Source organism: Paenibacillus sp. J22P59 (genome assembly GCF_059383895.1).
In genome coordinates this window covers 1-26,349 of the sequence record NZ_JBXENX010000007.1, presented here as the reverse complement: position 1 = coordinate 26,349, position 26,349 = coordinate 1, and the positions used below count along the sequence as shown (strand labels likewise).

26 protein-coding genes are annotated in these 26,349 nt (G+C 47.5%); 23 read left to right on the top strand and 3 right to left on the bottom strand.

The window, feature by feature from the left end; genetic code table 11:
• Positions 1-107: 107 nt before the first annotated feature.
• The 3 genes from AC50YO_RS13450 to holA all read left to right on the top strand — a co-directional run bounded on the left by AC50YO_RS13450 (position 108) and on the right by holA (position 2,889).
• Entirely contained in the window at positions 108-656 is a 549-nt protein-coding gene (locus tag AC50YO_RS13450; RefSeq protein WP_494847624.1) for an RNA polymerase sigma factor, read from the top strand.
• A complete protein-coding gene (locus tag AC50YO_RS13445) occupies positions 653-1,636 on the top strand; it encodes an anti-sigma factor family protein (protein ID WP_494847622.1) in 984 nt (327 codons plus the stop codon). The genes AC50YO_RS13450 and AC50YO_RS13445 overlap by 4 nt, the downstream gene beginning before the upstream one ends.
• A 215-nt stretch (positions 1,637-1,851) precedes the next feature.
• Positions 1,852-2,889, top strand: a complete 1,038-nt coding sequence (gene holA / locus AC50YO_RS13440; protein WP_494847621.1) for a DNA polymerase III subunit delta — start codon at positions 1,852-1,854, stop codon at positions 2,887-2,889.
• Between the two features lie 71 nt (positions 2,890-2,960).
• Here holA and rpsT read toward each other — a convergent pair whose 3' ends face one another.
• A complete protein-coding gene (rpsT, locus tag AC50YO_RS13435; RefSeq protein ID WP_494847620.1) occupies positions 2,961-3,233 on the bottom strand; it encodes a 30S ribosomal protein S20 in 273 nt (90 codons plus the stop codon).
• Positions 3,234-3,448: 215 nt separating this feature from the next.
• Between rpsT and gpr the strand changes: the two genes are divergently transcribed.
• From gpr to AC50YO_RS13400, 7 genes are all read left to right on the top strand, one after another.
• Positions 3,449-4,450, top strand: a complete 1,002-nt coding sequence (gene gpr, locus AC50YO_RS13430) for a GPR endopeptidase (RefSeq protein WP_494847618.1) — start codon at positions 3,449-3,451, stop codon at positions 4,448-4,450.
• A gap of 175 nt (positions 4,451-4,625) precedes the next feature.
• Positions 4,626-5,843, top strand: a complete 1,218-nt coding sequence (gene spoIIP / locus AC50YO_RS13425; protein WP_494847616.1) for a stage II sporulation protein P — start codon at positions 4,626-4,628, stop codon at positions 5,841-5,843.
• A 36-nt stretch (positions 5,844-5,879) separates the two neighbouring features.
• Complete coding sequence (locus AC50YO_RS13420; protein ID WP_494847614.1) at positions 5,880-6,305, top strand: DUF3679 domain-containing protein; 426 nt, start codon at positions 5,880-5,882, stop codon at positions 6,303-6,305.
• A 97-nt stretch (positions 6,306-6,402) separates the two neighbouring features.
• On the top strand, positions 6,403-8,220 hold the full coding sequence (lepA, locus tag AC50YO_RS13415) for a translation elongation factor 4 (protein ID WP_494847612.1): 1,818 nt from the start codon (positions 6,403-6,405) through the stop codon (positions 8,218-8,220).
• Positions 8,221-8,357: 137 nt separating this feature from the next.
• Positions 8,358-9,542, top strand: a complete 1,185-nt coding sequence (gene hemW, locus AC50YO_RS13410; protein ID WP_494847610.1) for a radical SAM family heme chaperone HemW — start codon at positions 8,358-8,360, stop codon at positions 9,540-9,542.
• Positions 9,543-9,643: 101 nt separating this feature from the next.
• A complete protein-coding gene (locus AC50YO_RS13405) occupies positions 9,644-10,123 on the top strand; it encodes an N-acetyltransferase (protein WP_494847607.1) in 480 nt (159 codons plus the stop codon).
• Positions 10,124-10,285: 162 nt separating this feature from the next.
• Positions 10,286-10,561, top strand: coding sequence for a hypothetical protein (locus tag AC50YO_RS13400; RefSeq protein ID WP_494847605.1), 276 nt, complete (start codon positions 10,286-10,288; stop codon positions 10,559-10,561).
• Positions 10,562-10,639: 78 nt separating this feature from the next.
• On the opposite strand, the gene AC50YO_RS13395 is transcribed toward AC50YO_RS13400, so the two are convergent.
• A complete protein-coding gene (locus tag AC50YO_RS13395) occupies positions 10,640-11,803 on the bottom strand; it encodes a TerD family protein (RefSeq protein ID WP_494847603.1) in 1,164 nt (387 codons plus the stop codon).
• Positions 11,804-11,963: 160 nt separating this feature from the next.
• Here AC50YO_RS13395 and AC50YO_RS13390 point away from each other — a divergent pair, with 160 nt between their 5' ends.
• The 12 genes from AC50YO_RS13390 (at position 11,964) to AC50YO_RS13335 (ending at position 23,255) form a co-directional block, all read left to right on the top strand.
• Positions 11,964-12,992 carry a YbjQ family protein gene (locus AC50YO_RS13390; RefSeq protein WP_494847601.1) on the top strand — a complete coding sequence of 343 codons (1,029 nt, stop codon included), beginning with the start codon at positions 11,964-11,966 and terminating at the stop codon, positions 12,990-12,992.
• A 192-nt stretch (positions 12,993-13,184) separates the two neighbouring features.
• On the top strand, positions 13,185-14,210 hold the full coding sequence (gene hrcA / locus AC50YO_RS13385; protein WP_494847599.1) for a heat-inducible transcriptional repressor HrcA: 1,026 nt from the start codon (positions 13,185-13,187) through the stop codon (positions 14,208-14,210).
• Positions 14,211-14,233: 23 nt separating this feature from the next.
• Positions 14,234-14,773: a nucleotide exchange factor GrpE gene (gene grpE / locus AC50YO_RS13380; protein WP_494847598.1), complete on the top strand. Its 540-nt coding sequence runs from the start codon at positions 14,234-14,236 to the stop codon at positions 14,771-14,773.
• A 48-nt stretch (positions 14,774-14,821) separates the two neighbouring features.
• The gene (gene dnaK, locus AC50YO_RS13375) at positions 14,822-16,660 is read left to right on the top strand and encodes a molecular chaperone DnaK (RefSeq protein ID WP_494847597.1); all 1,839 of its coding nucleotides are present in this window, start codon (positions 14,822-14,824) and stop codon (positions 16,658-16,660) included.
• Positions 16,661-16,764: 104 nt separating this feature from the next.
• Positions 16,765-17,904 carry a molecular chaperone DnaJ gene (dnaJ, locus tag AC50YO_RS13370; protein WP_494847595.1) on the top strand — a complete coding sequence of 380 codons (1,140 nt, stop codon included), beginning with the start codon at positions 16,765-16,767 and terminating at the stop codon, positions 17,902-17,904.
• A 101-nt stretch (positions 17,905-18,005) separates the two neighbouring features.
• A complete protein-coding gene (locus AC50YO_RS13365) occupies positions 18,006-18,191 on the top strand; it encodes a YfhD family protein (RefSeq protein ID WP_494847593.1) in 186 nt (61 codons plus the stop codon).
• Between the two features lie 12 nt (positions 18,192-18,203).
• A complete protein-coding gene (locus AC50YO_RS13360; RefSeq protein ID WP_494847591.1) occupies positions 18,204-18,407 on the top strand; it encodes a hypothetical protein in 204 nt (67 codons plus the stop codon).
• Between the two features lie 301 nt (positions 18,408-18,708).
• On the top strand, positions 18,709-19,710 hold the full coding sequence (gene prmA, locus AC50YO_RS13355; RefSeq protein WP_494847589.1) for a 50S ribosomal protein L11 methyltransferase: 1,002 nt from the start codon (positions 18,709-18,711) through the stop codon (positions 19,708-19,710).
• Positions 19,707-20,384, top strand: a complete 678-nt coding sequence (locus AC50YO_RS13350) for a site-2 protease family protein (RefSeq protein ID WP_494847587.1) — start codon at positions 19,707-19,709, stop codon at positions 20,382-20,384. Before prmA ends, AC50YO_RS13350 begins: the two co-directional genes overlap by 4 nt.
• Before the next feature lie 137 nt (positions 20,385-20,521).
• The gene (locus AC50YO_RS13345) at positions 20,522-21,301 is read left to right on the top strand and encodes an RsmE family RNA methyltransferase (RefSeq protein ID WP_494848107.1); all 780 of its coding nucleotides are present in this window, start codon (positions 20,522-20,524) and stop codon (positions 21,299-21,301) included.
• Positions 21,302-21,307: 6 nt separating this feature from the next.
• On the top strand, positions 21,308-22,714 hold the full coding sequence (gene mtaB, locus AC50YO_RS13340) for a tRNA (N(6)-L-threonylcarbamoyladenosine(37)-C(2))-methylthiotransferase MtaB (RefSeq protein WP_494847585.1): 1,407 nt from the start codon (positions 21,308-21,310) through the stop codon (positions 22,712-22,714).
• Positions 22,715-22,823: 109 nt separating this feature from the next.
• Entirely contained in the window at positions 22,824-23,255 is a 432-nt protein-coding gene (locus tag AC50YO_RS13335) for an NUDIX hydrolase (protein WP_494847584.1), read from the top strand.
• On the opposite strand, the gene AC50YO_RS13330 is transcribed toward AC50YO_RS13335, so the two are convergent.
• The gene (locus AC50YO_RS13330) at positions 23,252-24,220 is read right to left on the bottom strand and encodes a Na/Pi cotransporter family protein (RefSeq protein ID WP_494847582.1); all 969 of its coding nucleotides are present in this window, start codon (positions 24,218-24,220) and stop codon (positions 23,252-23,254) included. The two genes, AC50YO_RS13335 and AC50YO_RS13330, sit on opposite strands and share 4 nt — an antisense overlap.
• A gap of 94 nt (positions 24,221-24,314) precedes the next feature.
• Between AC50YO_RS13330 and AC50YO_RS13325 the strand changes: the two genes are divergently transcribed.
• Positions 24,315-25,676 carry a class I SAM-dependent rRNA methyltransferase gene (locus AC50YO_RS13325; protein WP_494847581.1) on the top strand — a complete coding sequence of 454 codons (1,362 nt, stop codon included), beginning with the start codon at positions 24,315-24,317 and terminating at the stop codon, positions 25,674-25,676.
• The last annotated feature ends 673 nt before the right edge of the window (positions 25,677-26,349 follow it).

Below are 26,349 nucleotides of genomic sequence, written 5' to 3'. Positions count from 1 at the left end.
TGAATCCAATAAATCCCACTAAATAAAATAAAGTAATTTACGTTAATTTGTGCAACATTTGATGCAACCGTCACGTCAAAGAGGTTGCAAGAGAGGGGGATCCGCTCGTGGTGGAGCCTGGCCTTATCAGAGCTGCCCAGTCGGGAGATCATGATGCTTTAGTTACTCTTTTGCGAGAGATTGAAACCCATGTTTATCGGACAGCCTATTATATATTGAATAATGAACAGGATGCGTTGGATGCGGCGCAGGAAGCGTTGATTCGTATCTATACCAAGATCGGTTCTTATGAAGAGAAGGCCCAATTTAAAACATGGATTCAACGAATAGTAACGAATATTTGTATAGACAAGTTTAGAAGAAGCAAGCCAACCGTATCCATTGATGAGCATGATATGGTATTTCGGGAGAAGCAGAATGTCGAGGATGAGGTGATGTCCTCTTATGCGGTACAGGATATTCGCACCGCAATCGATCAACTGCCCGAGCATCATAGAGCTGTCGTTGTCCTTCGTTATTTGCAGGATTTCTCTTATAACGAGATTGCCGACTCGCTCGATTTGCCTTTGAACACGGTCAAATCCTACTTATTCCGAGCAAGGCAACAGCTTCAAACGTTACTTCACGATTATCAGAAAGGTGGTGTCAGGGGATGACCTGTCAAGAGGTGATGGAATATATGCACAGACAGCTAGACGGCGATCTTGATGCTCAAGAGTACGCAATCTTGATGGAGCATACACAGCAATGTCCAGATTGTTCTGCAATGTTTGAGCGGCTAAGCAAGCTTTCTGCCGATCTCGAGCATTTACCGAGAGTCATGCCCGCCTACAGTCTGGTTGATGCTATTATGCCTAAGCTGGAGTTGCTCGATAAACCTAGCATAAACGATGCTGTTATTCGTGTGCTGCCCGATGCTGTGCCCGTAATAGAACAAACAAGACGAACGAAGTCGGCAAGGAAGTGGCATAATTGGAAGACGCTTAGCGGGGCTATTGCTGCAAGTATTGTGGCGGGATTATTCATCGTCTCCTACAGCACGGGACTATTTGAGTCTCCTGCGGGGGGCCAAGCAGATCTGGCTAATTCGACTGCGGATTTGCCAGCAAGTGAAGAGGGTTCTGAGTATAATATCAGCAACGCATCCCAATACTCTATCTCCAATAAGCCCGGTGAGGTTAATACCGAATCTCTTCCGCCCAATGTGGAAGAGCAGCAAGGCCTTAGCAATACGCGCAAGATGAGCAATGATCAGGAAGCTCTTAAGGGAGAGTCCAATCATTTTTCAGCAGGCAATGTATTTGAACTGGATAACAAGTTGAAAGAGCAGGCGCTCGATGCCGCTGGTAATGATTCTTCCGTGAATAAGGAAATTGCTGGTGGTGCTGCTCTAACTGAATCGGTATCCGCTGACGGAGTTTATACCGCGAAGGTAGTTGGATTTATGATTAAAGTTTTTGAATCAGATGAGGCAACTGCCCTGTTTGAAACAAGTCGCAAAAATGGCCAGATTTCGAATTTGAATTGGTCTGATGACAATACACAGCTTACGTATGATATCCAATTGGATTCAGGCGGGATGGAGAAGTATGTCATTGATTTGCCTTCTCTTAAGGAAACAAAAGCGACACCTTGAGTTTACTGCGGGTATTTGCACACTTTGGAGTCCATTCGCGTATAGTGAGGGGAGTAGAAAGTCTGCGACGAAGCAAGCCTTGACCGTCGTATGACCATTCGCAGGGCGGTACCATGGACCAGCCTGCAATGTTTATATAGATGTTCAGGGACAAAGGGATGAGCCCCTCGAAGGCTCATCCCTTTGTTGCCGTTTACTTAAAAGGAGGCGACGATATGCTGGATGCAAAGGAAGCATTAAAGGAAATAAAAGGGCGGAAATTTCGTCCGGCCTATGTTCTATACGGAAAAGACCGGTATCGCATTCAACAATTTGTCGATGCTCTGAGCGAAGCTATGTTTACCCCTGAGGAACGGGAGCTGGGGATCGTGAAGTTCGATACCTCGGAGACATTGATCGAGGAAGCGGCATTAGAGGCCGAGACGCTGCCCTTCTTTGTGGAGCGTAAGCTGGTTATTGTTCGTGATGCCGCTGTATTCGCAGCAGGGGGCAAGGAAGGCGGCAAGCTGGAGCACCGTACCGAACGGCTGCAGCAGTATTTGGATATCCCTTCGGAGACGACGGTTATGTTATTTATTGTGAATGCAGAGAAGCTCGATGAACGCCGCAAGCTGGTGAAGCTGCTCAAAGACCGCAATGCCCTTATCGCTTTTCAAGAGCTGGATGCATCAGAGCTGAAGCGCTGGGTCGTGCAGCGGGCAGAAAAGCAGAAGAGGACGATGACAGCGGAAGCGGCTGATCTGCTGCTGCTCCGAGTGGGCACGCATATGCAGCAGCTTGCTCTTGAGGTGGACAAGCTATGTCTGCATGCCGGTGAAGGAGGCATCATCGGGGTTGAGGAGACAGAGCTATTGACTGTTTCCTCGGCTGAGGAAGATGTATTTGCTCTGGTGGATGCTATTGTGGGACTGCAGGTTGAGCGTTCGCTGCGATTATATCGCCAGCTGCTCATTAAACGTGAAGAGCCGATTAAGATTGCTGCTCTTATAGCGAGGCAATTGCGAATTATGCTGCAGATTAAAGAGCTTGAGCAGCACCGCTATTCTCCCCAGCAGATGGCAGGCCAGCTGGGACTGCATCCTTATGCGGTTAAGCTGGCGGCAGAGAAGGCTAATAAGTTTAGTGTGAAGCGCTTAGGTATATTGCTGGCAGCCATCGCGGAATTGGATTATAAGATGAAGACAGGCGCCATAGACAAAACGTTAGGGTTGGAATTGTATTTGCTGTCGCTTGGAGCGGGGCGCAGCGCATAAGGCACTAAAAAAGGCTTCACCTCCTGGTTACCCGGGAAGTGAAGCCTTTTGTTCTTCAGGCAGTAAGCCTATTAAGCTTGTGCCGAAAGGGCGTTGATTTTTTTCGCAAGACGAGATTTTTTGCGGGAAGCCGCATTTTTATGAATCAGGCCTTTTGTAACCGCTTTGTCCAATTTTTTCGTTGCAACGACAAGAGCTGCTTTAGCAACTTCTACATCAGTGCCAGCGATCGCTTGATCAGCGGATTTAATAGCTGTACGAAGCGCGGATTTTTGGGAAGCGTTCAAAGCGCGGCGTTTTTCGTTTGTTTTGACGCGTTTGATAGCGGATTTAATGTTTGGCATCGAGTTTCACCTCCTACAGAATTTGCGTAGGCGTGCTAAAGCTTACGCTGTAAATCTAGGTAACACAACTTAAAATATATTACCACGGGGTCGCATGAAAAGCAATAGCAGGCAAAGGCAGCTGTTATTTACGCTTTTCGTTGAAATAAAAAACCTGAACTCTGCAAACACTAACAGAAGTAGAATATAGTTCCTCGAAGGGAGAATGAAGAAGCGTGAGCGAGCTCGATTTACAGCTATATAACGTGCGAACAGATTTGGCTCTGGAAGCTAAAGAAATGGCGGAGCAGAACGGAAATCCTATTGCTGGCATTCATTCAGCGACAACAGAAGAAAACGGCATTACGATTACGGAGCTTCATGTGCAGAATGAGCAAGGCTCTCGTGCGATTGGGAAAGTGCAGGGACATTACGTTACGCTTGAGGTACCCGCCCTCCGCAACCAGGATACGGAGCTGCAGGACCGGGTAGCTACACAGTTCGCCAAATATTTTGAACGCTTTCTAGAGCGGATTGGCATCGGGAAGACGGCGCGTGTCCTCATTGTCGGATTAGGCAATTGGAATGTAACACCGGATGCGCTTGGTCCGCTCGTTGTGGAAAATGTAATGGTTACCCGTCATTTTTTTGAATTGATGCCGGATCAGGTGGCGCCCGGCTATCGTGCAGTCAGTGCAGTTGCGCCCGGCGTGCTTGGCATAACGGGAATTGAATCTAGTGAAATTGTAATGGGCATTGCGGAGAAGACGAAGCCGGATGTTATTATTGCAATAGATGCACTTGCTTCCCGTTCACTGGAAAGAATAAATACGACGATCCAGATTGCCGATATCGGCATTCACCCAGGGTCAGGCATTGGCAATAAGCGCAAAGGGCTGACGAAAGAGATTCTGGGCATCCCAGTCATTGCAATCGGTGTTCCTACCGTCGTGTATGCCTCTACAATCGTGAATAATACGATTGATTTCATGAAGAATCATATGGCGAAGAATCAAGCCAATAATGATCAAATATTCGGCTTAATGAATCAGATGGAAGAGGGAGAGCGGCTCCAGCTTGTGAAAGAGGTACTGAATCCTATCGGCCATGATCTTCTTGTCACTCCAAAAGAAATTGATCAGTTTATCGAGGATATTGCCAATATTATTGCTAGCGGCCTGAATGCCTCGCTTCATGAAGCGGTGGACACGAGCAATGTTGCTGCCTATACCCATTAACTTTTAGTAAGCCCAGCAGCCCTCTGTTAGCGCAGAGAGCTGCTTTTTTTTCGTTATTTTCATTCTGTAAATCTAGCACTCTAGCAGCTGCCTTGTGACGGGATATTGGTTCTACTAATCGATCTGCTCTCATAGATTAATAGCAGACAAGCCGTTAAGCGGGAGGTAGCTAACGATGAAACGAAAAATTATGCTGCTGAATTTAGCTGGGGGAAGCAGACGTGTCCGTCAATTGCTTGGGACGGGCAAAGCATTTGTTGTATTGTCTTTTTGCTCCATGCTCTTTTTTGTGGCGATAGGGATTGTGGGAATGGTGAATTCGACTACAACGGCGGCGCCCATTCATTCGATGAAGGGTTTCGCTGCTGCTGTTTCAACTAGCTTTTTTGGGGACATGCTGGAAATGGAGATGCCTGCTTTCCAGAGCAGCAACGCTACAGAGACGCTATCCGGGCAACAAATTGGCGGGTTTCTAATGCGTTTGATGACTGATATTAATCTAAGTGACCCTGAAAGCTTGCTTGCTGGGGAAATACCAGGGATGGGCGTAAACAAGGCGAATCTGATTCGCAAAGGAATCGGCACGGATGTCTCGAAGGGGCCGGAGGATCACGAGCCGATTGCTCCTCACGATCCGCCGCAAGGAGCAGAGGGCGAGGAGATTACTGACTCTGAAGAGACAGAAGCGCCTACAGTGCCTCCATTAGAGGAGCCGACTAAGCAGCCAGCTCAAGAGAAACCTTCCAATACCGGGAAAGTCGCATTTATTTATCATTCCCATAATCGGGAGTCATGGTATCCCGTTCTTAAGGATGATCAGAAGGACCCGAGTTCAGGCACCAAAAATATAACGCTTGTAGGAAAACGATTGGCGGAAAAGCTGGAGGAGAAAGGGGTAGGTGCACTGCACTCTGATACAGATTATTTAACCTCAATTATTGGCTACAATTGGAATCATTCATATAAATATTCAAAGAAGTCTGTACAGGAAGCGATGGCCAGCAACAAGGAATTAACTTATATGTTTGATATACACCGCGATTCCAAAAGGCGTAAGCATACGACTGTCGAAATCAATGGAAAAAGCTATGCGCAGGTTTATTTTATAATAGGGCAAAAAAATCCCAATTGGAAAAACAATGAAGCCTACGCCGCCAAAATTAATGAAGCGCTGGAAAAGGAATATCCGGGCATATCTCGGGGGATCTGGGGTAAAACGGCTGCTACTGGCAATGGAGAATACAATCAATCGCTCTCAGATAAGAGCATCTTGCTAGAGGTCGGCGGAGTCGACAATACGCTTGAGGAATCATATCGGACAGCAGATGCGCTGGCAAAAGTAATAGCTGAGCTGTATTGGGACGATGCGAAAGCAGTCATTGCAGCCAAATGAATCGGACAGCCATATTGATGGAGGGAGGAAGAAGTGATGAAAAAAAATGCTTTGAAATGGACAGTGCTTGGAGGAGTTCTTGTATTCATTGTTTTGTATGGCATGGAAATGTCTAATGCAGGAATCGAGAAAATCTATGGTCCAATAGAGGAAGGCAGCAGTCGTTCATCGGTTGCCGTTATGCCTCAGGGAAGCGCTTCTGATGCAGGAAAGGCGATTCCTCCCTCCTCAGGGCTTTCCAGTGAAGCAGAACGTAAAATCGAGGCACTTGAAGCTGAGCTGGCCGAAGTACGTAAACTGGCGGAACGCAATAGCCGACATGAACGGCTGCCCGGGATAGAGAATGGTTCGGATGAGCCGTCTGTCAATAAGCTGGCAGATGGAACGGCGGGGTTCTTGCAATCTATGTCGACCAACGGAATGAAGCTCATTGTCTCTTTGTTTGAATCGGTAACGAATTAAATATTGTTCTTCCTTAACAATGAACATTGCTGGCATTCGGTTAAACTGATATAATAGATAGAATGATTAGAGACATTGGATTGTGTGGGGGTTAGGCATGGCTGACGTTCGTGACCGACAAAAGAAAATAAGAAACTTCTCAATTATCGCTCATATTGACCACGGAAAGTCAACTTTGGCAGACCGTATTCTGGAGTATACTGGCGCATTGTCCTCACGGGAAATGCAGCAGCAGGTACTTGATCAGATGGACCTGGAGCGGGAACGGGGCATTACGATAAAGCTGCAAGCTGTTCGCTTGACTTACAAGGCGGATGATGGCGTAGAATATTTGCTTAATTTAATTGATACGCCAGGACATGTCGACTTCACTTATGAAGTATCGCGCAGTCTGGCAGCTTGCGAAGGTGCATTGCTTGTTGTGGATGCGGCTCAGGGCATTGAAGCGCAAACACTGGCGAATGTTTATCTTGCGCTGGACAATAATTTAGAAATTCTTCCGGTTATTAATAAAATTGATTTGCCGAGCGCGGAGCCGGAGCGTGTCAAGCAAGAGATTGAAGATGTGATTGGGCTAGATGCCAGCGATGCCGTATTGGCTTCGGCAAAAGCAGGTATTGGCATCAAAGAAATATTAGAGCAGGTCGTTGCTCAGGTCCCTGCACCTACAGGCGATCCGGATCAGCCGCTTAAAGCCCTTATTTTCGATTCGCATTATGACCCTTACAAAGGCGTTATCGTATATGTGCGTGTTATGGATGGCAGTATTAAAGCAGGTAAGAAAATCCGGTTTATGGCCACTGGCGCAGAATTCGAGGTTATTGAGGTAGGCGCATTTATGCCGCGTATGTCAATCGTCGATGAGCTGGCAATTGGTGATGTAGGCTTTGTGGTAGCTGGTATTAAGAACGTGAAGGATACACGTGTCGGGGATACAGTTACAGAAGCGAAACGCCCAGCGCCTGAAGCGCTGCCAGGCTACCGGAAGATTAATCCGATGGTATTCTGCGGTCTATATCCAATTGAGACTCAAGATTATAATGATTTGCGGGAAGCGCTTGAGAAGCTGGAGCTTAATGATGCATCCCTTCGTTATGAGCCAGAGACTTCAACGGCACTCGGCTTCGGCTTCCGTTGCGGCTTCCTCGGCTTGCTTCATATGGAGATCATCCAGGAGCGGATTGAACGGGAATTCAACATCCCATTGATTACAACCGCACCAAGCGTTGTCTATCGGGTGACGCTGACTAATGGAACGTCACTTGAGATTGATAACCCGTCTAATTATCCAGAGGCTGGCAAGCTGGAATTTGTAGAAGAGCCTTACGTAAAGGCCGCTATCATTGTCCCTAATGATTATGTTGGCGCGATTATGGAGCTATGCCAGAACAAGCGCGGTGAATTCGTGAATATGGAATATCTGGATACGAATCGTGTAACGATTACTTATCAGCTTCCATTATCCGAAATTGTCTATGATTTCTTCGATCAGTTGAAGTCGAGCACCAAAGGCTATGCTTCGTTCGACTATGAAGTATCGGGCTATCGGAGATCGAATCTGGTCAAGATGGATATTATGCTTAATGCCGAGCAAGTCGATGCTCTCTCCGTTATCGTACACAGAGATCGTGCTTATCATCGTGGACGGATCATCTGCCAGAAGATGAAGGAGCTTATTCCTCGGCAAATGTTCGAGGTTCCGGTGCAGGCTTCGATCGGGACGAAGGTTATTGCCCGTGAGACGGTCAAAGCGATGCGTAAAAACGTTCTTGCCAAATGTTACGGCGGCGACATCAGCCGGAAGCGGAAGCTTCTTGACAAGCAGAAGGAAGGCAAGAAGCGGATGAAGCAGGTCGGCAGCGTAGAGGTGCCTCAGGAGGCCTTCATGGCGGTACTGAAAATCGACGAGGATTAAGAACAGTTTACACTGTCTCATTCCGCAGTCTTACACTTAACAAGTGCATCGGCAGGCCTACAAGGAGAGTGCTGTTTTCCTTATAAGCCTGTCGATTTTCTAATTTATGAACAGTAGGAAGGGAGGACAACATGATCATGACAACGAACAAGGCGCCTAGAGCGCTATATATTCATATCCCTTTCTGTACGAACAAATGCCATTACTGCGATTTCACATCGTATGTGTTGAAAGGGCAGCCAGTTGACGAATATTTGGAAGCATTAGATCGCGAGATGGAGCTAACCGTTGCGACTATGCCTCCTGAACGCATAGATACGGTATTTGTCGGCGGTGGTACGCCGACGGTACTGACACCGCCGCAGATGGAGCGTTTTCTGGCCTCTGTAAAGCGATATTTTCCCTTGGCAGACGATGTTGAATTTACGATGGAAGCGAATCCGGGAACAACGGACCCTGAGAAGCTCGCAGCTATGTATGCGGGCGGGGTGAACCGAATAAGCTTTGGCGTGCAATCCTTTGATAACGGGTTGCTGGAGCGAATCGGACGTATTCATAGCGTAGATGACGTATATCGCAGTCTGGAGAATGCGCGAGGGGCAGGCTTTACGAACTTATCCATTGATTTGATGTTCGGCTTGCCTGGGCAAACGCTTGCTGCATTGGAGGACAGTGTGGACAAAGCATTAGCGCTAAATCTTCCTCACTATTCGCTATACAGCTTGAAGGTGGAAGAGAATACGCTGTTCCACAAGCTCTATCAACGCGATGAGCTGCCATTGCCTCCTGAGGATGAAGAATATAATATGTTCCTGCTTCTAATGGAGCGATTGAAAAATGCGGGCTGTGGCCATTATGAGATAAGCAATTTTGCTCGACCAGGCTATGAGAGCCGTCACAACTCGACCTATTGGCGGAATGAGCCCTATTATGGGCTGGGCGCGGGTGCACATGGCTATGCGGGAAGAGTGCGTCACGTCAATGTGAAGGGCGTTCAGCCGTATATTGAATATACGAAGACGAAGCTGCCTCGTCTGGAGACGAATGAGGTATCCGAGCAAGAGGCAATGGAAGACTTCATGATGGTGGGCTTGCGATTGCTGAAGGGAGTCCGAAATGCGGATTTCGCTAATCAATTCGCAGGGCAGCAATTGGAGCAGAAGTTCGGGGCTGTTATTAACAAGCTATTGAAGGATGGATTGTTGGAGCAGCTTGAGGATAAGGATGGAATTGGCTATAAGCTGACCGATAAAGGCGTCCTATTCGGCAACGACGTATTCGGCTCTTTTATCGGTCTTGAAGAGACTGCAACAAGCTTATAATCATTAGAAAAAAATAAGCAAATTCCCTCTTGAGAAAACATGCGCCATACTGTATATTTATTCAATAGATTAAATATGCACCGGGTGGAGGCGACAGCAGCATGGAGGCGACAGGGAGTTTGCAGGCGGTCTGCAGAAAAGCAGAGCCGAGGGATGTCGATGTATTAGTTGAATTAATTAAAGGATATGCGGAACAGGGGATCATGCTGCCCCGCACCCGGGAAACGTTGCTGCGACAGCTTGATACGTTTGTCGTAGCGGAGATAGGCCACAAGGTTGTTGGCTGTGGTTCCTTATGTCGGCTCGGTGCTGAACTGGTAGAGATTCGCTCACTAGGGATGACTGAGGGCTACAAAGGAATGGGAATCGGGAACAAACTCGTAGATTTTCTGGTTGAGCAAGCTAGAGAGCAGAAGATATCGAAGATTATGGCGCTTACGTATGCGGTCGCTTTTTTCGAGAGAAATGGCTTCACTGTGGTGAATAAGGAGATTTTTCCCGAGAAGGTCTGGACAGATTGCGTCAATTGTCCAAAGCAGCATGCTTGTGATGAAATAGCGGTATTGAAAATGCTGAATTAGCTTATTGAGATCAACTTCATAAGCCACTGTTTCATTAGGAACGCATGCTGCCAATGAACAGTGGCTTTTTTGTGAGCGGCATATAGGGTAGAATGATACGAAAGGGATTGCTCAGGGAACTAGAGCATCCGATTATTGTACAATAGAGGAGATAAATTAAACATGACTCAAAGGACAGATCTTACGGAAGCTGTAGCGGATAAGCTGAATAACGTAACGACGGTATTGTTGAAGAAATGGGCGGGCCTAAGCGGTTTCTATGGCTTTAAAGCAATGGATTTGAACGAGGTTCTGGCTTTACTGAATACGCAGGGCTGGAAAGCTACGATTGATGATTCCGATGCGTCCAGCAGAGTCGTTGAGCTCTATCAAGGCGACAACCGTGTCAGGAAGCAGCGGTTTACAATAGACGAGGCTGGAAGAGTCCATAAAGTTTAATCGGTCGGAAGCTTTAAGAAAGACCGCAATAGAGCAGTCCTAACAATGGGACTGGCTCTGTTGCGGTCTTTTTGTCGTCTATTTGAATTCGACAGGGCCTGCATCCATCTCGAATTTGCCGGTAAGATAGAGGATTGGGCTTCTCTCTACATTTTTTTTGGAATAGGTTTCGACGTGCTTGATTTTCATTTCATTGTCATTAGTGAAATCAATTAAAGCAATAGCAACCCAATAAGAATAATTATTTTTTTCATGCAATGGGGTGGTAATTTGATGTCCTTGATGGTTATCGATAATGGCACGGACTTTCATCGAATAGAAGCTCCCAGTTCCATTACTTACAGCACTGTATGCAGCGAATAGCGCGTATTTAATTTCCTCGGGCTTATGAATGATGATCGTTTCTTTGCCATGTCCCTTGGCATCCCCATCCAACGTAATATAGGGGGCTTCGGTCGCTGATCCGAGGTTTTTGTAATAAATCGTTCCCATGCGATCGTCTTTCATAACAAAAAAGCAATATAAGTCCAGATCCTTGGAAGTCTCCCATTCCAGGGTGGCAGTCACTCGCGCTGACTTTTCAATATTAATGGAGGCTTTCTTCTTCAATTCGATCTTGGTTAAAGATACTGGAGCGGGTGGTACGACAGGTTTTTCTACCACCTTGGCTGCGGCTGCGGCGACTTCTGCGGGCGCGTCTGCCACTTCAAGCCCGAAGTTCATGACTAAAGCGTCCAGACCGCCATTAAACCCACTGCCTACGGCATTAAGCTTCCATTCCCCTTTATGTAAATACAGCTCGGCTATAACGATTGCCGTCTCATTCTGAAGGCCCTCTCCAAAAGCAAAGCGGCCGATCTCTTGCCCGGTTGCAGGATTAACGATTCGGCAGATGGAATGGCTTACTTGCTTGAAGCAGAAGCCTTGTCTTTCGCCTTCATGGATCGTTAAGGTAATTGCAATTTTAACTATATCAGCTGGAAGCTTAGAGAAGGCAACGCGGATCGCTTCCTGCTCAGGGCCGGGCTGCTGCGAGTGAACGACGGCATCTTGACGGCTTGTCTGCTGATTGTAGAATATTAAGTCTTCGTCCCTTGCACAAATGCCGTTTTCATTAAGCAAAAAAGCCGAGGCATTAATATCCAGCCCTGAAACGTTCGTGCTCCATCCTAAAGAAAGAGAAATGGCATCCAGTTTCCTATCCTTTGTGATATCAATTTTTTGTCCTTTTGTAATGATCATGCGAGCACTCCTGTCCGATCAGTATCGACTAAATTCTTTATGACCTTATAAAATATTGAATACCAAAGTATACCATAACCTTAAATTGGAGCCAATGAGCAGGTCTTAAGATATTTTTGTAGAATTATGGAAAATAAAATGAATGGATGGGGGTCTTGAAATGATAGGAAATACTATACTGCTAACGACAACAAATGCAATAGAAGGCATTGCAGTCAAGCAATATAAAGGAATTATTTTGGCAAGGGTAGTGGCAGGGACAGATGTTTTTTCGGATTTATTTGCTGGTATCAGTGATTTTTTTGGCGGCCGATCCTCTACTTATCAGGAACAGCTCAAAACGATATACGATGAAGTAATTGAACAATTATCGGCGGAAGCCAAGAGGCGGGGAGCAAATGCCATATTAGGCGTAAGTATTGATAATGATGAAATATCAGGCAAAGGCAAGCAAATGTTCATGGTCACGGCTACGGGCACAGCTGTATTAATTGCGGATGACAGCATGAATGAGGTGGAGGCTGTAAGTGAAGTTTCTTTGGAGCAATTCGAAGCTGAATATACGCGTTTGAAGCTAATTTCCGCTATTAAACAGCATAGTTATCATATCGAGACAAGCTGGGAGTTTATTATTCACCATGCAGTACATGAGGTAATGGAGCAGGTATATGAATTTTATATCTCTTCTTACCTTGACGCAGATAGCCAAGCATTCGACTATTTTAAAATAATTGAAGAGTGGCGAGCGAAGGAGTTTCTTTATGCGAGGCTCATGCAAGATAAGGGAATGGGTGCGGACAAATGGGTTAGATTGATCAAGGAGGCTCAACTTGTTGATTATGGACAGTTAGCTGACAGGATTCCGGGTGCAGACGAAGCTTCCAAGAAAGCATTATTTGCGATATCGTCCGATGACAAAAGAACCTATGATAAAAAGGATATTGCGATCTTGAATAGGTTGATTCCTTTAGTGGAGGAGCAGTTCCCGGATACGGCGATTCATGAGGATCAGGACAAGTGGCTCTGCCGCTGCGGCAAAAGCAATAAAGCTAGTCAAAAGTTTTGTAAATCCTGCAGTCAAGATTCAAGAGGCTTTACCAAAGAAGAGGCAGATTATGATTCAACTATTCGCATTCTCGAAGAGAAGCGGTTGGTGCTAGAGCATATTTTTGGCATGTCTCCTCAATAGCATCAGCTATTTTTACGGACAAGCGCTGTTGAAACGTTCTTCATTCCTTCGCATATTATGCATTTGTGGTCGTAAAAATACTGAACTGACTTGACAACGATCAAGTGGGTTTGGTATTTTTGTATTAATGATTAGCACTCGGCGCTATTGAGTGCTAACGACGGATGAAGAACCATTTTGGGAGGGATGCGAATGTTAACGGATCGACAACGAATGATTCTTACCGCAATAGTAGATGATTATATCCGTTCAGCAGAGCCTGTCGGGTCAAGGAGCATTTCCAAGCGAGGAGATGTAGGGTTCAGCCCCGCGACGATTCGCAACGAAATGGCTGATCTGGAGGAGCTAGGCTTCTTGGAGCAGCCTCATACTTCGGCAGGGCGCATTCCATCCACAAAAGGGTACCGATATTACGTCGATCATCTGGTAAAGATTAATGAAGTGAATGAGAAGGACCTTAACAATGTCCGATCCTTCTTTACTGAGAAAATGAGTGAGATGGAGCAAGTCATCCAGCATGCTGCCATGATTTTGTCGAATTTGACAAATTACACGTCGATTCTGCTCGGTCCTGAAATGTTCAGCACCTCGCTCAAGCATTTCAATCTGGTACCGCTGGATCAGACGTCGGCAGTTGCTATTATCGTAACGAATACCGGGCATGTCGAGAACCGAACCGTCTCCATTCCGAGTGGATTCAACATGGAAGAGATGGAGAAGGTCGTCCGCATTCTGAATACGAAGCTTGTCGGCATTCCACTTGTTCGTCTGAAATCGAAGCTGTATGCCGAAGTCGGGCAAGAGCTTGAACGTTATGTCGATCATTGTGAAGAAGTGATGGGAGTGCTTGATAAAGCGCTCCAGAGCGAGGATGAGCATCGCATCTTCATGAGCGGCACGACGAACATGCTGACGCAGCCGGAGTTCAAGGATGTCGACAAGGTGAAGACGATATTGGATCTGCTCGATGAGACACCAACTATTATGAAGATGTTCACGGCACTGCCTTCGGGCATACAGGTGCGTATCGGAACAGAGAATGACCATGAGGCCATTTCGAATTGCAGCTTGATTACCGCGACCTATTCGGTCGATGGTCAATCGCTTGGCACAATCGGCATACTCGGTCCGACAAGGATGGAATATGGCAAAGTCATTAGCTTGCTTGATATCATATCGAAGGATATGGCGCTGATGCTTGGTCGCTGGTATAAATAACTTGGTTTAAGGAGGTGAATAGGGTGAGTAAAGAACAACATAATGATACAGTTGAAGAAATAGTTGCTGAAGAGTATACGGAAGCGGCTGAGGTTGAAACTGGATTGCAGGAGGATCCTCGTCTTGAGGAGCTTCAGAAGCAAGCTGAGGAGAGCCAGCAACGATACTTACGTGCACAAGCGGATTTCGATAACTTCCGCCGCCGTACTCAGAAGGAAAGAGAAGAGCTGGCGCAATATGCGTCCATGAAACTTATTGAACAACTGCTTCCAGTTGTAGATAATTTTGAACGGGCAATTGCAGCTACTAATGCGAACAAGGACTTCGATTCGCTTGCCAAAGGCGTGGACATGATCTTCCGCCAGCTGGAGCAAACGCTGCAGCAGGAAGGATTGAAAGCGATGGAGGTTGTCGGTGAACCGTTCAACCCTGAATTCCATCAAGCTATTATGACTGTAGAGTCTGAAGAGCATGAGGAAGGCATTGTCGTGGAGGAAGTGCAGAAGGGCTATATCCTTAAGGATAAGGTGCTGCGTCCATCCATGGTTAAAGTAAGCGGCTAAACGAACCATTCATATATATGTGATAGATAAATAAGGAGGAAACTGACGATGAGTAAAGTAATTGGTATTGACCTTGGTACAACGAACTCTTGCGTAGCAGTAATGGAGGGCGGCGAAGCCGTCGTAATTCCGAATCCGGAAGGCAACCGCACAACGCCATCCGTTGTCGGCTTTAAGAAAGATGGAGAGCGTATTGTCGGTGAAACGGCAAAACGCCAAGCGATTACGAACCCGGATCGTACAGTAAGCTCGGTAAAACGCCATATCGGTACGAACCATAAAGACACCATTGATGGCAAGGACTTTACGCCACAAGAAATTTCCGCTATCATTTTGCAAAAACTGAAATCCGATGCGGAAGCTTACCTTGGCCAAACTGTAACGCAAGCGGTTATTACCGTTCCTGCATACTTTAATGATAGCCAACGTCAAGCAACGAAGGATGCAGGTAAAATTGCTGGTCTTGAAGTGCTTCGTATCGTGAACGAGCCTACAGCAGCGGCACTTGCATACGGACTTGAGAAAACAGAAGATCAAACGATTCTTGTCTATGACCTTGGCGGCGGTACATTCGACGTCTCGATCCTTGAGCTCGGTGATGGCTTCTTCGAAGTAAAAGCAACTAGCGGCGACAATAAGCTTGGCGGCGATGATTTCGACCAAGTAGTCATCGATCACCTTGTTGCGGAATTCAAGAAAGAGCAAGGCATCGATCTGTCCAAGGACAAATCGGCTGTACAACGTTTAAAAGATGCAGCTGAGAAAGCGAAGAAAGAGCTCTCCGGCGTTCTGACTACAACAATCTCCCTGCCGTTCATTACGATGGTAGATGGCGTTCCTCAGCATTTGGAGACTTCACTGACTCGTGCGAAATTCGATGAGCTGTCCGCAGCACTGGTTGAGCGTACGCTTACACCTGCTCGCCAAGCTCTGAAGGATTCCGGCCTGTCAGCTAGCGAGATCGACAAAGTCGTTCTTGTTGGCGGCTCCACTCGTATCCCAGCGGTACAAGAAGCTGTTAAGAAATTGATCGGCAAAGATCCGCACAAGGGCGTTAACCCGGATGAGGTTGTAGCACTTGGTGCAGCTGTTCAAGCCGGCGTATTGACTGGCGATGTGAAGGACGTTGTATTGCTTGATGTAACGCCATTGTCGCTCGGTATCGAGACAGCAGGCGGCGTATTTACGAAGATGATCGACCGTAACACAACAATTCCTACGAGCAAATCGCAAGTGTTCTCCACTTACGCTGACAATCAGCCGGGTGTTGAGATTCACGTACTGCAAGGTGAACGTGAAATGGCAGCAGGCAACAAGACTTTGGGCCGCTTCACGCTTAGCGATATTCCACTCGCACCGCGCGGCGTACCGCAAATCGAAGTTACTTTCGACATCGATGCGAATGGTATCGTTAACGTATCCGCTCTGGACAAAGGAACTGGCAAAAGCCAAAAAATTACGATCACTTCTTCAAGCGGCTTGAGTGATGCAGAAATCGAGCAAATGATGAAGGATGCCGAGCTGAACGCTGAGGAAGACCGTAAGCGTCGCGAACTGGTTGAAGCAAAGAACAGTGCTGACCAACTCGTATACTCTGTTGACAAAACGATCAAGGATCTGGGCGATAAAGTAGATGCTTCCGAGATCGAAAAAGCTAATGCAGCAAAAGAAAAAGTAACAGCTGCACTTGCAACAGACAACCTGGAAGAAATTAATGCAGCTGCTCAAGAGCTGACTGAAATTGTACAACAGCTGTCTGTGAAGCTGTATGAGCAAGCTGCTCAAGCAGAGCAAGGCGCTGAAGGCGCAGGGCAAGATGCTGGCGCTAAGGGCAAAGACAACGTAGTCGATGCTGACTATGAAGTAGTAGACGAGAAGAAAGAATAGTCTTATCGTTATATAAAAGAAGCGGTCAAGGATAGGGCTATCTGTCCTTGACCTTCTTCATGCGCATTAACGTATTCGCAAGTTGGGGTGGAGGTGAGATAAAGTTGGCAGATAAACGTGATTATTATGAGGTGCTTGGTGTTGGCAAGGATGCTTCAGGCGATGACATCAAGAAGGCCTACCGTACGTTAGCACGCAAATTTCATCCGGATGTGAACAAGGAAGCGAACGCCGAGACGAAATTTAAAGAAGTGAAGGAAGCCTATGACGTGCTTAGCGATGATGGCAAGCGCTCGACTTATGACCGATTCGGTCACGTCGATCCGAACCAAGGCGCTGGCGGATTCTCAGGCGGCGGTGATTTCGGCGGAGGCGGATTTGGCGATATATTCGACATGTTCTTCGGCGGAGGCGGCGGTGGCCGTCGTGATCCCAATGCACCGCAGCGAGGCAATGACCTGCAATACACGATGACAGTCGAGTTCAAGGAAGCTGTATTCGGTAAAGAAACTGAAATTACGATTCCGCGGACGGAGAGCTGTGATACCTGTGCAGGCTCTGGCGCTAAGCCGGGCACGAAGCCTGAATCCTGTTCGGTATGCAAAGGCAGCGGTCAGCAGGAGGTTGTACAAAATACGCCATTTGGCCGTATGGTTAACCGCCGTGCTTGCTCGAATTGCAGTGGTACTGGCAAAGTGATTAAAGAGAAATGCGGTACTTGTCATGGTGCAGGAAAAGTGAAGAAGCAGCGCAAAATCAATGTTCGCATTCCAGCGGGCGTAGATGATGGCGCGCAAATTCGTCTTTCCGGCGAGGGCGAGGGAGGCCTGCGCGGCGGTCCGGCAGGCGATCTGTATATCGTCATTCGGGTGAAGGCGCATGAGTTCTTTGAGCGTGAGAATGACGATATTTATTGCGAGGTTCCGCTGACATTTGTTCAAGCGGCACTAGGGGCTGAAATCGAAATCCCTACGTTGACGGAAAAGGTGAAGCTGAAGATTCCAGCAGGAACTCAGACGGGCACATATTTCCGCCTCAAAGGAAAAGGCGTTCCGAAGCTTCGCGGCTACGGACAAGGCGATCAGCATGTTAAAGTAACGGTTGTAACACCTACCAAGCTGACTGACGAGCAGAAGGATTTGCTTCGTCAATTCAGTGGAGATACGGGTGAAGCATCCTCTGATGCTACTGAGCATCATGAGTCGATCTTTGATCGAATGAAGAAAGCGTTCCGCGGCGAATAGCCCGGAACGTTTTTTTTATGAATACGTGCATAGTTTGTGCCTGAGAAGTAAAGTCTATGTTGGTGCTGGAAAAACCAATAATAGGGTGAAGGAGACTTACTATGACACACAACAATGAGCAACACAATGAGCAGAATGAATTGGAGCACCAAAACTTTGGTGTATTGCCTGTAGGGCAAAATGAAGATGTTGAATTCGCGGAAGAGCTGGCAGATGATGCGGACAATCAAGCATTGAAACGTGCAGCCGAGGCAGATCAACGCGCGCAGCAGCAAACCCAAGAATAGGTCCATCTGCTTATGACTCAAAGAGAGATTCATGCGAATTTTGGAGGTCCGGAGGCTGCCCAAGAGGCGCTTCGCAAGCTGCAAGCGCTTCGTGCGATTGATATTAGCGGGCTAATTGACAGCGGACTGCTTACAGCAACCGTTGAAGATAGCACAGTTGATCGTGCGCTGCATTTGATCGAGCAGATTGGCGGCACTACAGAAACCTTGGAATAGACTCCCTTTGTGTAAGTGAAATCTATATGAAGAGCAGAAGAGCCTTTAGAGCCGCTACAAAAGTGGTTTTGAAGGCTCTTCTTTTTCATGGCGTTCGTTTGAATTAGGCTGCAATTTTCCATAATGATATTGTCTACCCTAGGTGGTTGATTGCTGACACTGATCGCTCCGCCGCGCTAGGAGCTTCGTAAACTTATTTGGGGTGTTAATAAAGTCAAGTTAGCGCTTAATTGCGATGTTTTGTGCATATATGCTGATTAGTGTACAATAGATGTTAGTTTTCACACTGGAGGTATTAGAAATGAAATGGAAAGAAATTACTATTAATACGACGGAACAAGCGATCGAAATGATCTCTAATTTTTTGCATGAAATGGACGCGGGCGGCGTATCCATTGAAGAATCAGGAACCTTGAATAAGCAACGCGATACATCGCTAGGGCAATGGTATGAGCTGCCTCTTAATGATATCCCGGAAGGGCATGCTGTCATTAAAGGTTATTTTACCGAAGGAGTCGATACAGACGCTCTGACAGCGGAGCTGGTTCCTTCAATTGAACAGCTTAGAGAGTTCGGAATTGATCCCGGCCAATTTGAGATTTCGGTTAAGCTTGTCGATGAAGAGGATTGGGCCAATGCTTGGAAGCAATACTTCAAGCCGATTAAAGTATCGAATAGCCTGACGATCAAGCCAACATGGGAGCATTATGAAGCTGCTCCAGGCGAGAAAATTATCGAGCTAGACCCCGGCATGGCCTTCGGTACAGGGACACATCCAACTACTGCGCTTTGTCTGCGTACGCTGGAATCGGTTATTAAAGGCGATGAGGAGATTATCGACGTAGGTACTGGCTCAGGCATATTGGCGATAGGGGCTATTAAGCTTGGAGCACGGCGCGTACTTGCTCTGGATCTTGATCCTGTTGCTGTATCGAGCGCGACGGAAAATGTTCAATTGAATGGATTGAGCAACTTGATTGAAGTGAAGGAAAGTGATTTGCTGGGTCTGTTGGGCGGTAAGGTCGTATATGCGGTCAATGAAAGTGATGCGCAGAATACTTCTGTTACACTTCCGGTTGATCTAGTGGTTGCAAATATTTTAGCAGAGATTATTTTATTGTTCATAGATGATGTTTATGAAGCCCTCAAGCCTAATGGTATCTACATCGCATCTGGTGTCTATAAGAATAAAGAAGCAGACGTAGAGGAAGGATTGATTCGTTCGGGCTTTATTAATATTGAGAAACACCGCGACGAGGATTGGATTGCGTTCGTAGCGAGAAAACCGCAGGTGAGTGAATGAATTGGGATAGCATACTAAGGTATCCGCTTGAGGATTTGCCGTTTATCGCACTTGTTCTGATGATCGCATTCACAGTGCATGAATTCGCTCATGCCTACAGCGCATATAAATTCGGGGACAATACGGCGTACGATGCAGGAAGAGTAACGTTGAATCCGCGCGTACATATCGACTGGTTCGGAGCTATTCTCATTCTGATTGCGGGCTTTGGCTGGGCGAAGCCGGTTCCTGTCAATCAGAGCCGCTTCAAGTATCCAAGGCTGATGGGCATTATTGTATCCGCTGTAGGACCGCTCAGCAATTTGGTTGTAGGTGTGCTCGGTATATTCAGTATCTATGCCCTTATTGCTTCGGGAATTTTGACCAATGCTTCACCAGGGGTTGTAGCCGCAATTGAGCGGTTTCTCAGCTATCTTATATCCATTAACTTAATGTTGTTCGTTTTCAATTTAATTCCGCTGCCTCCACTGGATGGCTATCGGATTGTGCAAGATTTAATGCCTCTTAAAGTGAGATACAAAATGGAACAGAATACGCAATGGGGAGTTTTTATTTTTCTTCTAATCGTATTTATTCCACCGCTTCGGAATGTGACGCTTGACCCGATTCTTGGACTAATGAATCCGATTGCTGACTTCTTTGAATCGATCGCGCGTACGATCTTCGGCTACTAATAGATAAAAAATAGGGAGCAGTTGCCATTAAGAACGGCTCTAGCTCTCTATCCTGTTCTTATTAGGAATGGCACTAGTTTGCCATGGATTTTGGAAGTTAAAACATGCTATTATGAAGGATGGTTGGACAGAAGAAAATGCAGCGATATTTTGTAGCAGCGGAGCAGTTCGAAGGCTCTAGCGTGCGATTACTTGGTGAAGATGCTTTTCATGCGGTTCGCGTAATGCGAATGAAGCCGGATGATAAGTTTATTGTTAGTGATGGGAAGGCGCAGGTTGCGCTTGCCGCCGTTCGTGAAGCTTCTTCCTCTGAAGTGTTAGCTGATATTATTGAGCAGCTTCCTATGGACAGCGAGTCTGTGTGGTCGGTTACGATTGCCCAAAGCTTGCCGAAGGGCGACAAGATGGAATTGGTTATTCAAAAAGGGACCGAGATCGGTGCATATTCGTTTGCGCCTTTTCAGTCTGAGCGAATGATTGTGCAATATGACAGCAAGAAGGAAGCGAAGCGCTTGGAGCGCTGGAGCAAGATCGCCAAGGAAGCCGCTGAGCAGTCTCATCGCTGCCGTATTCCGGCGATTGAACCGGTGCGCAGCTGGCGTGAGCTTATAAGCGCTATAGCAGTATTTGATTTAGCTTTGTTTTGTTATGAGCGGGAAGGCGATGCAGAAGCTGGCAGGGGCATCAGAGAGGCTCTGCAGGCATGGAAGCTTGGAAGCGGGAGCATGAACGCTGCACCTAGCATTCTGCTCATCGTTGGTCCCGAAGGAGGCTTCACGGAACGGGAAGCTGACGAAGCCGAAGCTGCAGGAGCAATAATTATAGGCTTAGGCAAACGGATATTGCGGACGGAAACCGCAGGTATCGTCGGATTGACATGCTTGCTGTATGAAGCCGGAGAAATGGGAGGAGCGTAAGCAATTATGCCATCAGTAGCATTTTACACCTTAGGTTGCAAAGTTAACTTCTACGACACAGAGGCAATATGGCAGCTGTTCAAAAATGAAGGATACGAACAGGTTGATTTTGAATCGACCGCTGACGTTTATTTGATAAATACATGTACGGTAACGAATACAGGGGACAAGAAGAGCCGCCAAATTATTCGCCGTGCGGTTCGCCGCAACCCGGATGCCGTAATTGCGGTAACGGGCTGCTATGCGCAAACCTCGCCTGCGGAGATTATGGCTATTCAAGGCGTCGACCTTGTGATTGGCACGCAGGATCGCGATAAAATTATGACGTTCGTGGACCAAATCCATGCGGACCGCAAGCCTGTCAATGCTGTACGCAACATTATGAAGACGCGTGATTTCGAGGAGCTGGATGTTCCTGATTTCTCAGAGCGTACGCGGGCATTCTTGAAAATTCAGGAGGGCTGCAACAATTTCTGCACCTTCTGCATTATTCCTTGGTCACGCGGCTTATCCAGAAGCCGGGATGCGCAAAGTGTAATCGAGCAAGCGAAGAAATTGGTTGCTTCAGGCTATAAAGAAATTGTCCTGACCGGCATCCATACTGGCGGTTACGGTGATGACATGGAAAACTATCATCTTACCGACCTTTTGTGGGACTTGGATAAGGTGGAAGGGCTGGAACGGATTCGTATCAGCTCCATTGAAGCGAGCCAGATTGACGACGCTATGATCGACGTGCTTAACCGTTCTTCCAAAATGTGCCGTCATCTTCATATTCCGCTGCAAGCGGGCGATGATTCTGTACTTAAGCGGATGCGCCGTAAATACACAACGGCGGAATTTGCAGCGAAGATCAAGCGTATTCGTGAAGTTATGCCCGGAGTTGCCATTACGACTGATGTTATTGTGGGCTTCCCTGGCGAGACGGAGGAAATGTTCGAGCGCGGCTACCGTTTCATGGAGGAGATCGGCTTCTCAGAAATGCATGTATTCCCTTATTCCAAACGGACGGGTACACCTGCTGCACGGATGGAAGAGCAAGTCGATGAGGAGATCAAAAATGAGCGCGTTCATAAGCTGATTGATTTGTCTGAGAAGATGCAGCTGACGTATGCGAAGCAATATGTAGGCGCAGTGCTGGATATCATTCCAGAGCGTGATTATAAGGGTGCTCCAGGTACTGGGCTTGTGATGGGGTACTCCGACAACTATTTGCAGGTTGTATTTGAAGGGACAGAAGCACTGATAGGCAAGCTGTGCCGAGTGAAAATAACGGAAGCAGGCGTTAATGAATGCCGTGGTCAGCTAGTCCGTGTCATGGACGGATTAGGGGCTTTAGCAGGCAGCATGGATGCACACTCCTTTGTCTTGGAGCAGCATAAAGGAGAAACAGCTGAAGCGCTGAAGGTGTAAATCTATATTAGTCAATAGCGAGGGTTCTGATTCTACTTCCGCTGAAGGAATGAGAGGGGGAATCCTCGTTGTTGCATATCAATGTCAAGCAGGCAAGGGGGAAACGGGAATGCAGGAAATTTCAGCAGGTGGTGTTGTGTACCGCAGATCGGATGAAGGGGCTCTGCAAATCCAGCTCATCCAGGATCGTTACGGCAAAGTGTCGTTGCCAAAAGGGAAGATGGAGGCAGGAGAGACCGTTGAACAGACAGCCCTCCGCGAAATTGCCGAAGAAACCGGCCTAATTGGCGTTATCATTACCCCGATTGACCAGATTAAATATCAATATCATGATGAACGCAAAGGCACCGTCGATAAAGAGGTGCATTATTATTTGGTCGAGGCGGTCGGAGGTACGCTTCAAGCTCAGGTCGAGGAGATCCGAGGGGTGGATTGGTTCGAGCCGTATGACGCTTGGAGGAGACAGCGACTGTCAGGCTATGATAATAATAACCGAATCGTTGCCGGTGCCCTTCAGCTGTTAGGGTTGAAGGTCGACTAGGCTTGCAGCTTGCGGAAGGCCGGCAAATAGCATAAAGGAAGAGCAAGCAAAGAGCTTAATACATTGAACAGCGTCTGTGAATGGGCGATCTGGCTGGCAGAAGAATGCGCGAGGTAGCCTGAGGCTATCGCGAGCTCGCCAATGAAAGGCATGAACAGCAAGGCCCCTCCTGCATTGAGCACGACATGAGACAGAGCGACGAATTGCCCGGCCCGCGAGCCTCCTATCGAAGCCAACAGCGCTGTTGCACAGGTTCCTACGTTGGCTCCGAGAACAATGGCAATACTAAGCTCGATAGGCATAGCCCCAATAGCGGCAAAGCCCATAATAATGCCAATGACAGCAGCACTGCTATGAACGACAGCCGTTAGTACAGCGCCTGCGGCGAGGCCCCACCAAAGGCTCTCGTTGGCCTTGTCAAGAAACCAGCTGAATAGGATGCTGTCTTGTACAGCTGGGCCTACGCTTTGCATGACTGTCATGCCAGCAAGCAGCATGCTGAAGCCTCCGAGAGCAACTGAGGAGGAGCGGGTAGTCTCCATCCATGTCGGTATTCGCAGCCCGGGAATTACTTGCAGCTCCATTAACAGCACCGTTATGAGCCATAGGATGGATGACAAGACGAGCAAGGGCAGGGCCAGCTTGTTTAAGTTCAGGCCGATGAGCTCTGTTGTAATACAGGTGCCAATATTGGTTCCTAGAATAATGCCTAGCGTACGCGGGAACGTCAGCAGTCTGGCATTGACAAGACCGATAGCAATGACGGTTACCGCGGTGCTGCTCTGCAGAAAGGCAGTAGATACGGTGCCTACTGCGAGCCCGTGCAAAGGGGTCGCGGTTGATTTGCGGAGCACCTGATCTAGGCGCGGACCAGCCAGCCGATGCAAAGCGAGCTCCATCAGCTTCATCCCGCTTAGAAATATAGTAAAGCCGATCAGGATCGGCAGCAGAATAGTCATCAGCATTGCATGCTCTCCTTATAGTCAGGTTGTAGATATACCTATGCTGGTGAGCAGACAAGCATGACAAGCCGTTACGATAGAGAGGAAGATACATAGAGTGAGTACAGCGAAAATATGGCTGCAGCGTGGACGCAAGAAGCGTCTGGAGTCGGGTCATCCATGGATTTATGCAAGTGAAATTGAACGCCTGGAGGGAGAAGCTTCCCCTGGAGATTTGGTAGATGTGGTGTCCCATCAAGGGCGTTATCTGGCGACTGGCTACTATAACCCGCAATCCCAAATCACAGTTAGAATTGTATCCTATCAGCCATTGGCAGCGATGGATGGGGCTTTTTTCCGTGAGAGGCTGCAGCAATGCAGTGAGCATCGGAATCGCTTCGTTCAGGACCGGGATTGCCGGCTTGTGTATGGGGAAGCTGATTTTTTACCGGGATTGGTGGTTGACCGCTTCGATGATGTTCTGGTCATTCAGCTCCTTACGTTAGGAATGGATATTCATCGTGAAGCATTGGTAGAGGCACTGGTAGCGGTATTTCAGCCCAAAGGGATCTATGAACGCAGCGATGTAGGGGTAAGGCAATTGGAGGGTCTGGAGCAGCGTACGGGAGTATTGTACGGGGATTGTCCACGCATTGTTGAGATTGAGGAGAATGGTCTACGCCTTGAGGTGGATATCGTTGAAGGGCAAAAAACAGGCTATTTCTATGATCAGCGTGAGAATCGAGCATCCATTGCTCCTCTTATGAAAGGCTGGGGCGGACGGAGCGGCATTCATCTGGAACGCCGTGACGCAGCTGATGAGGGAGAGCAGCTTGTGCCAGTGAATGCCAATGGGAAAGAGGTTACCTTTCCTTATTGGGATGGAGCGACAGTATTGGAATGCTTCGCGCATACGGGAAGCTTCACGCTGCATGCATGCAAATACGGGGCGAAGAAAGTTACTTGCCTCGACATCTCTGAGCATGCAATTGATACGGCGCGGAGGAATATGGAGCGTAATGGATTCACAGATCGAGTGGAGTTCGTAGTTGCAGACGCTTTTGATTATTTGCGGGTGCAGGTAAAAGGCAATGAGGAGCGTGCGGAAAGAAGCCGTGCAGGCGCTGATACATCCAAGCCACTAAGCGGCAACGGCCGTACCTGGGATGTTGTCATTCTTGACCCGCCTGCATTTGCCAAGACCAAAAGCGCCGTAGCTGGCGCATGCCGAGGATATAAGGATATCAACCTGCACGGCATGAAGCTCGTCAACGAAGGCGGTTATCTCGTTACTGCAAGCTGTTCCTACCATATGCGTCCTGATCTGTTCCTAGAGACGATCCAGGATGCAGCGGCTGATGCGGGCAAGCTATTGCGTCTTGTAGAATGGCGTGCGGCAGGGAAGGACCATCCTCAGCTGCTTGGCGTTAATGAAGGGCATTACTTGAAATTCGCTGTATTCGAGGTAAGAAGCAGATAAGAGAATTTAGAGGAGAGAGGCTGTCCCAAAGTAGGCATGCTCACTTGAAGAGACAGTTTGCATAATGGAAATTTGGTGGGAATTTAAGAAATGGCGATGCTAGGGAGGTGGTTATCCTTGCACCGCCATTTCTTTTTTTTTGGTCTATTGCTGTCTCCTTGCGCAACTTGTGGGCGAGCGAAAGCCACCCGACCTCAAGGCTCACTTTCGGCAGTTCTCGAAGTGAAAAATTCCGGAATGTCCGATTGTTGTTGAGTTGTCCGAACACACTCCGGTTCAATCCCCCCTAGCATGTATCCTTAATTGTACTTTTCCGTTCCGATCTGCACATTGTAGCTGGGTTTAAGTTGACCATTATGCAAGTGATCTTCTTTCAATCGGATGAAAGGTGGCGTCAGGTTCCTGTAGCTGTCCAATCGCCGCCCTGAATGGCCACAAAGGCAGGCTCCCAAACTAGAGAAGGAATGTCATGTGCAATTTAATGAATACATTTGCTCTATATCTCTGCTCATACGGGTAAAAAGGAGCAACAGTGAAGTTATGTCCATTAGTGGAGAAGGTCTGAGATTAAACTAAATAGTGGACACACCATAAGGAAAAACCTTTAAAATAGAATTAACTAAAAGGTCGAGGTGTGACATGGGAAATAGCCGCCAGCAATATGATGAAATGT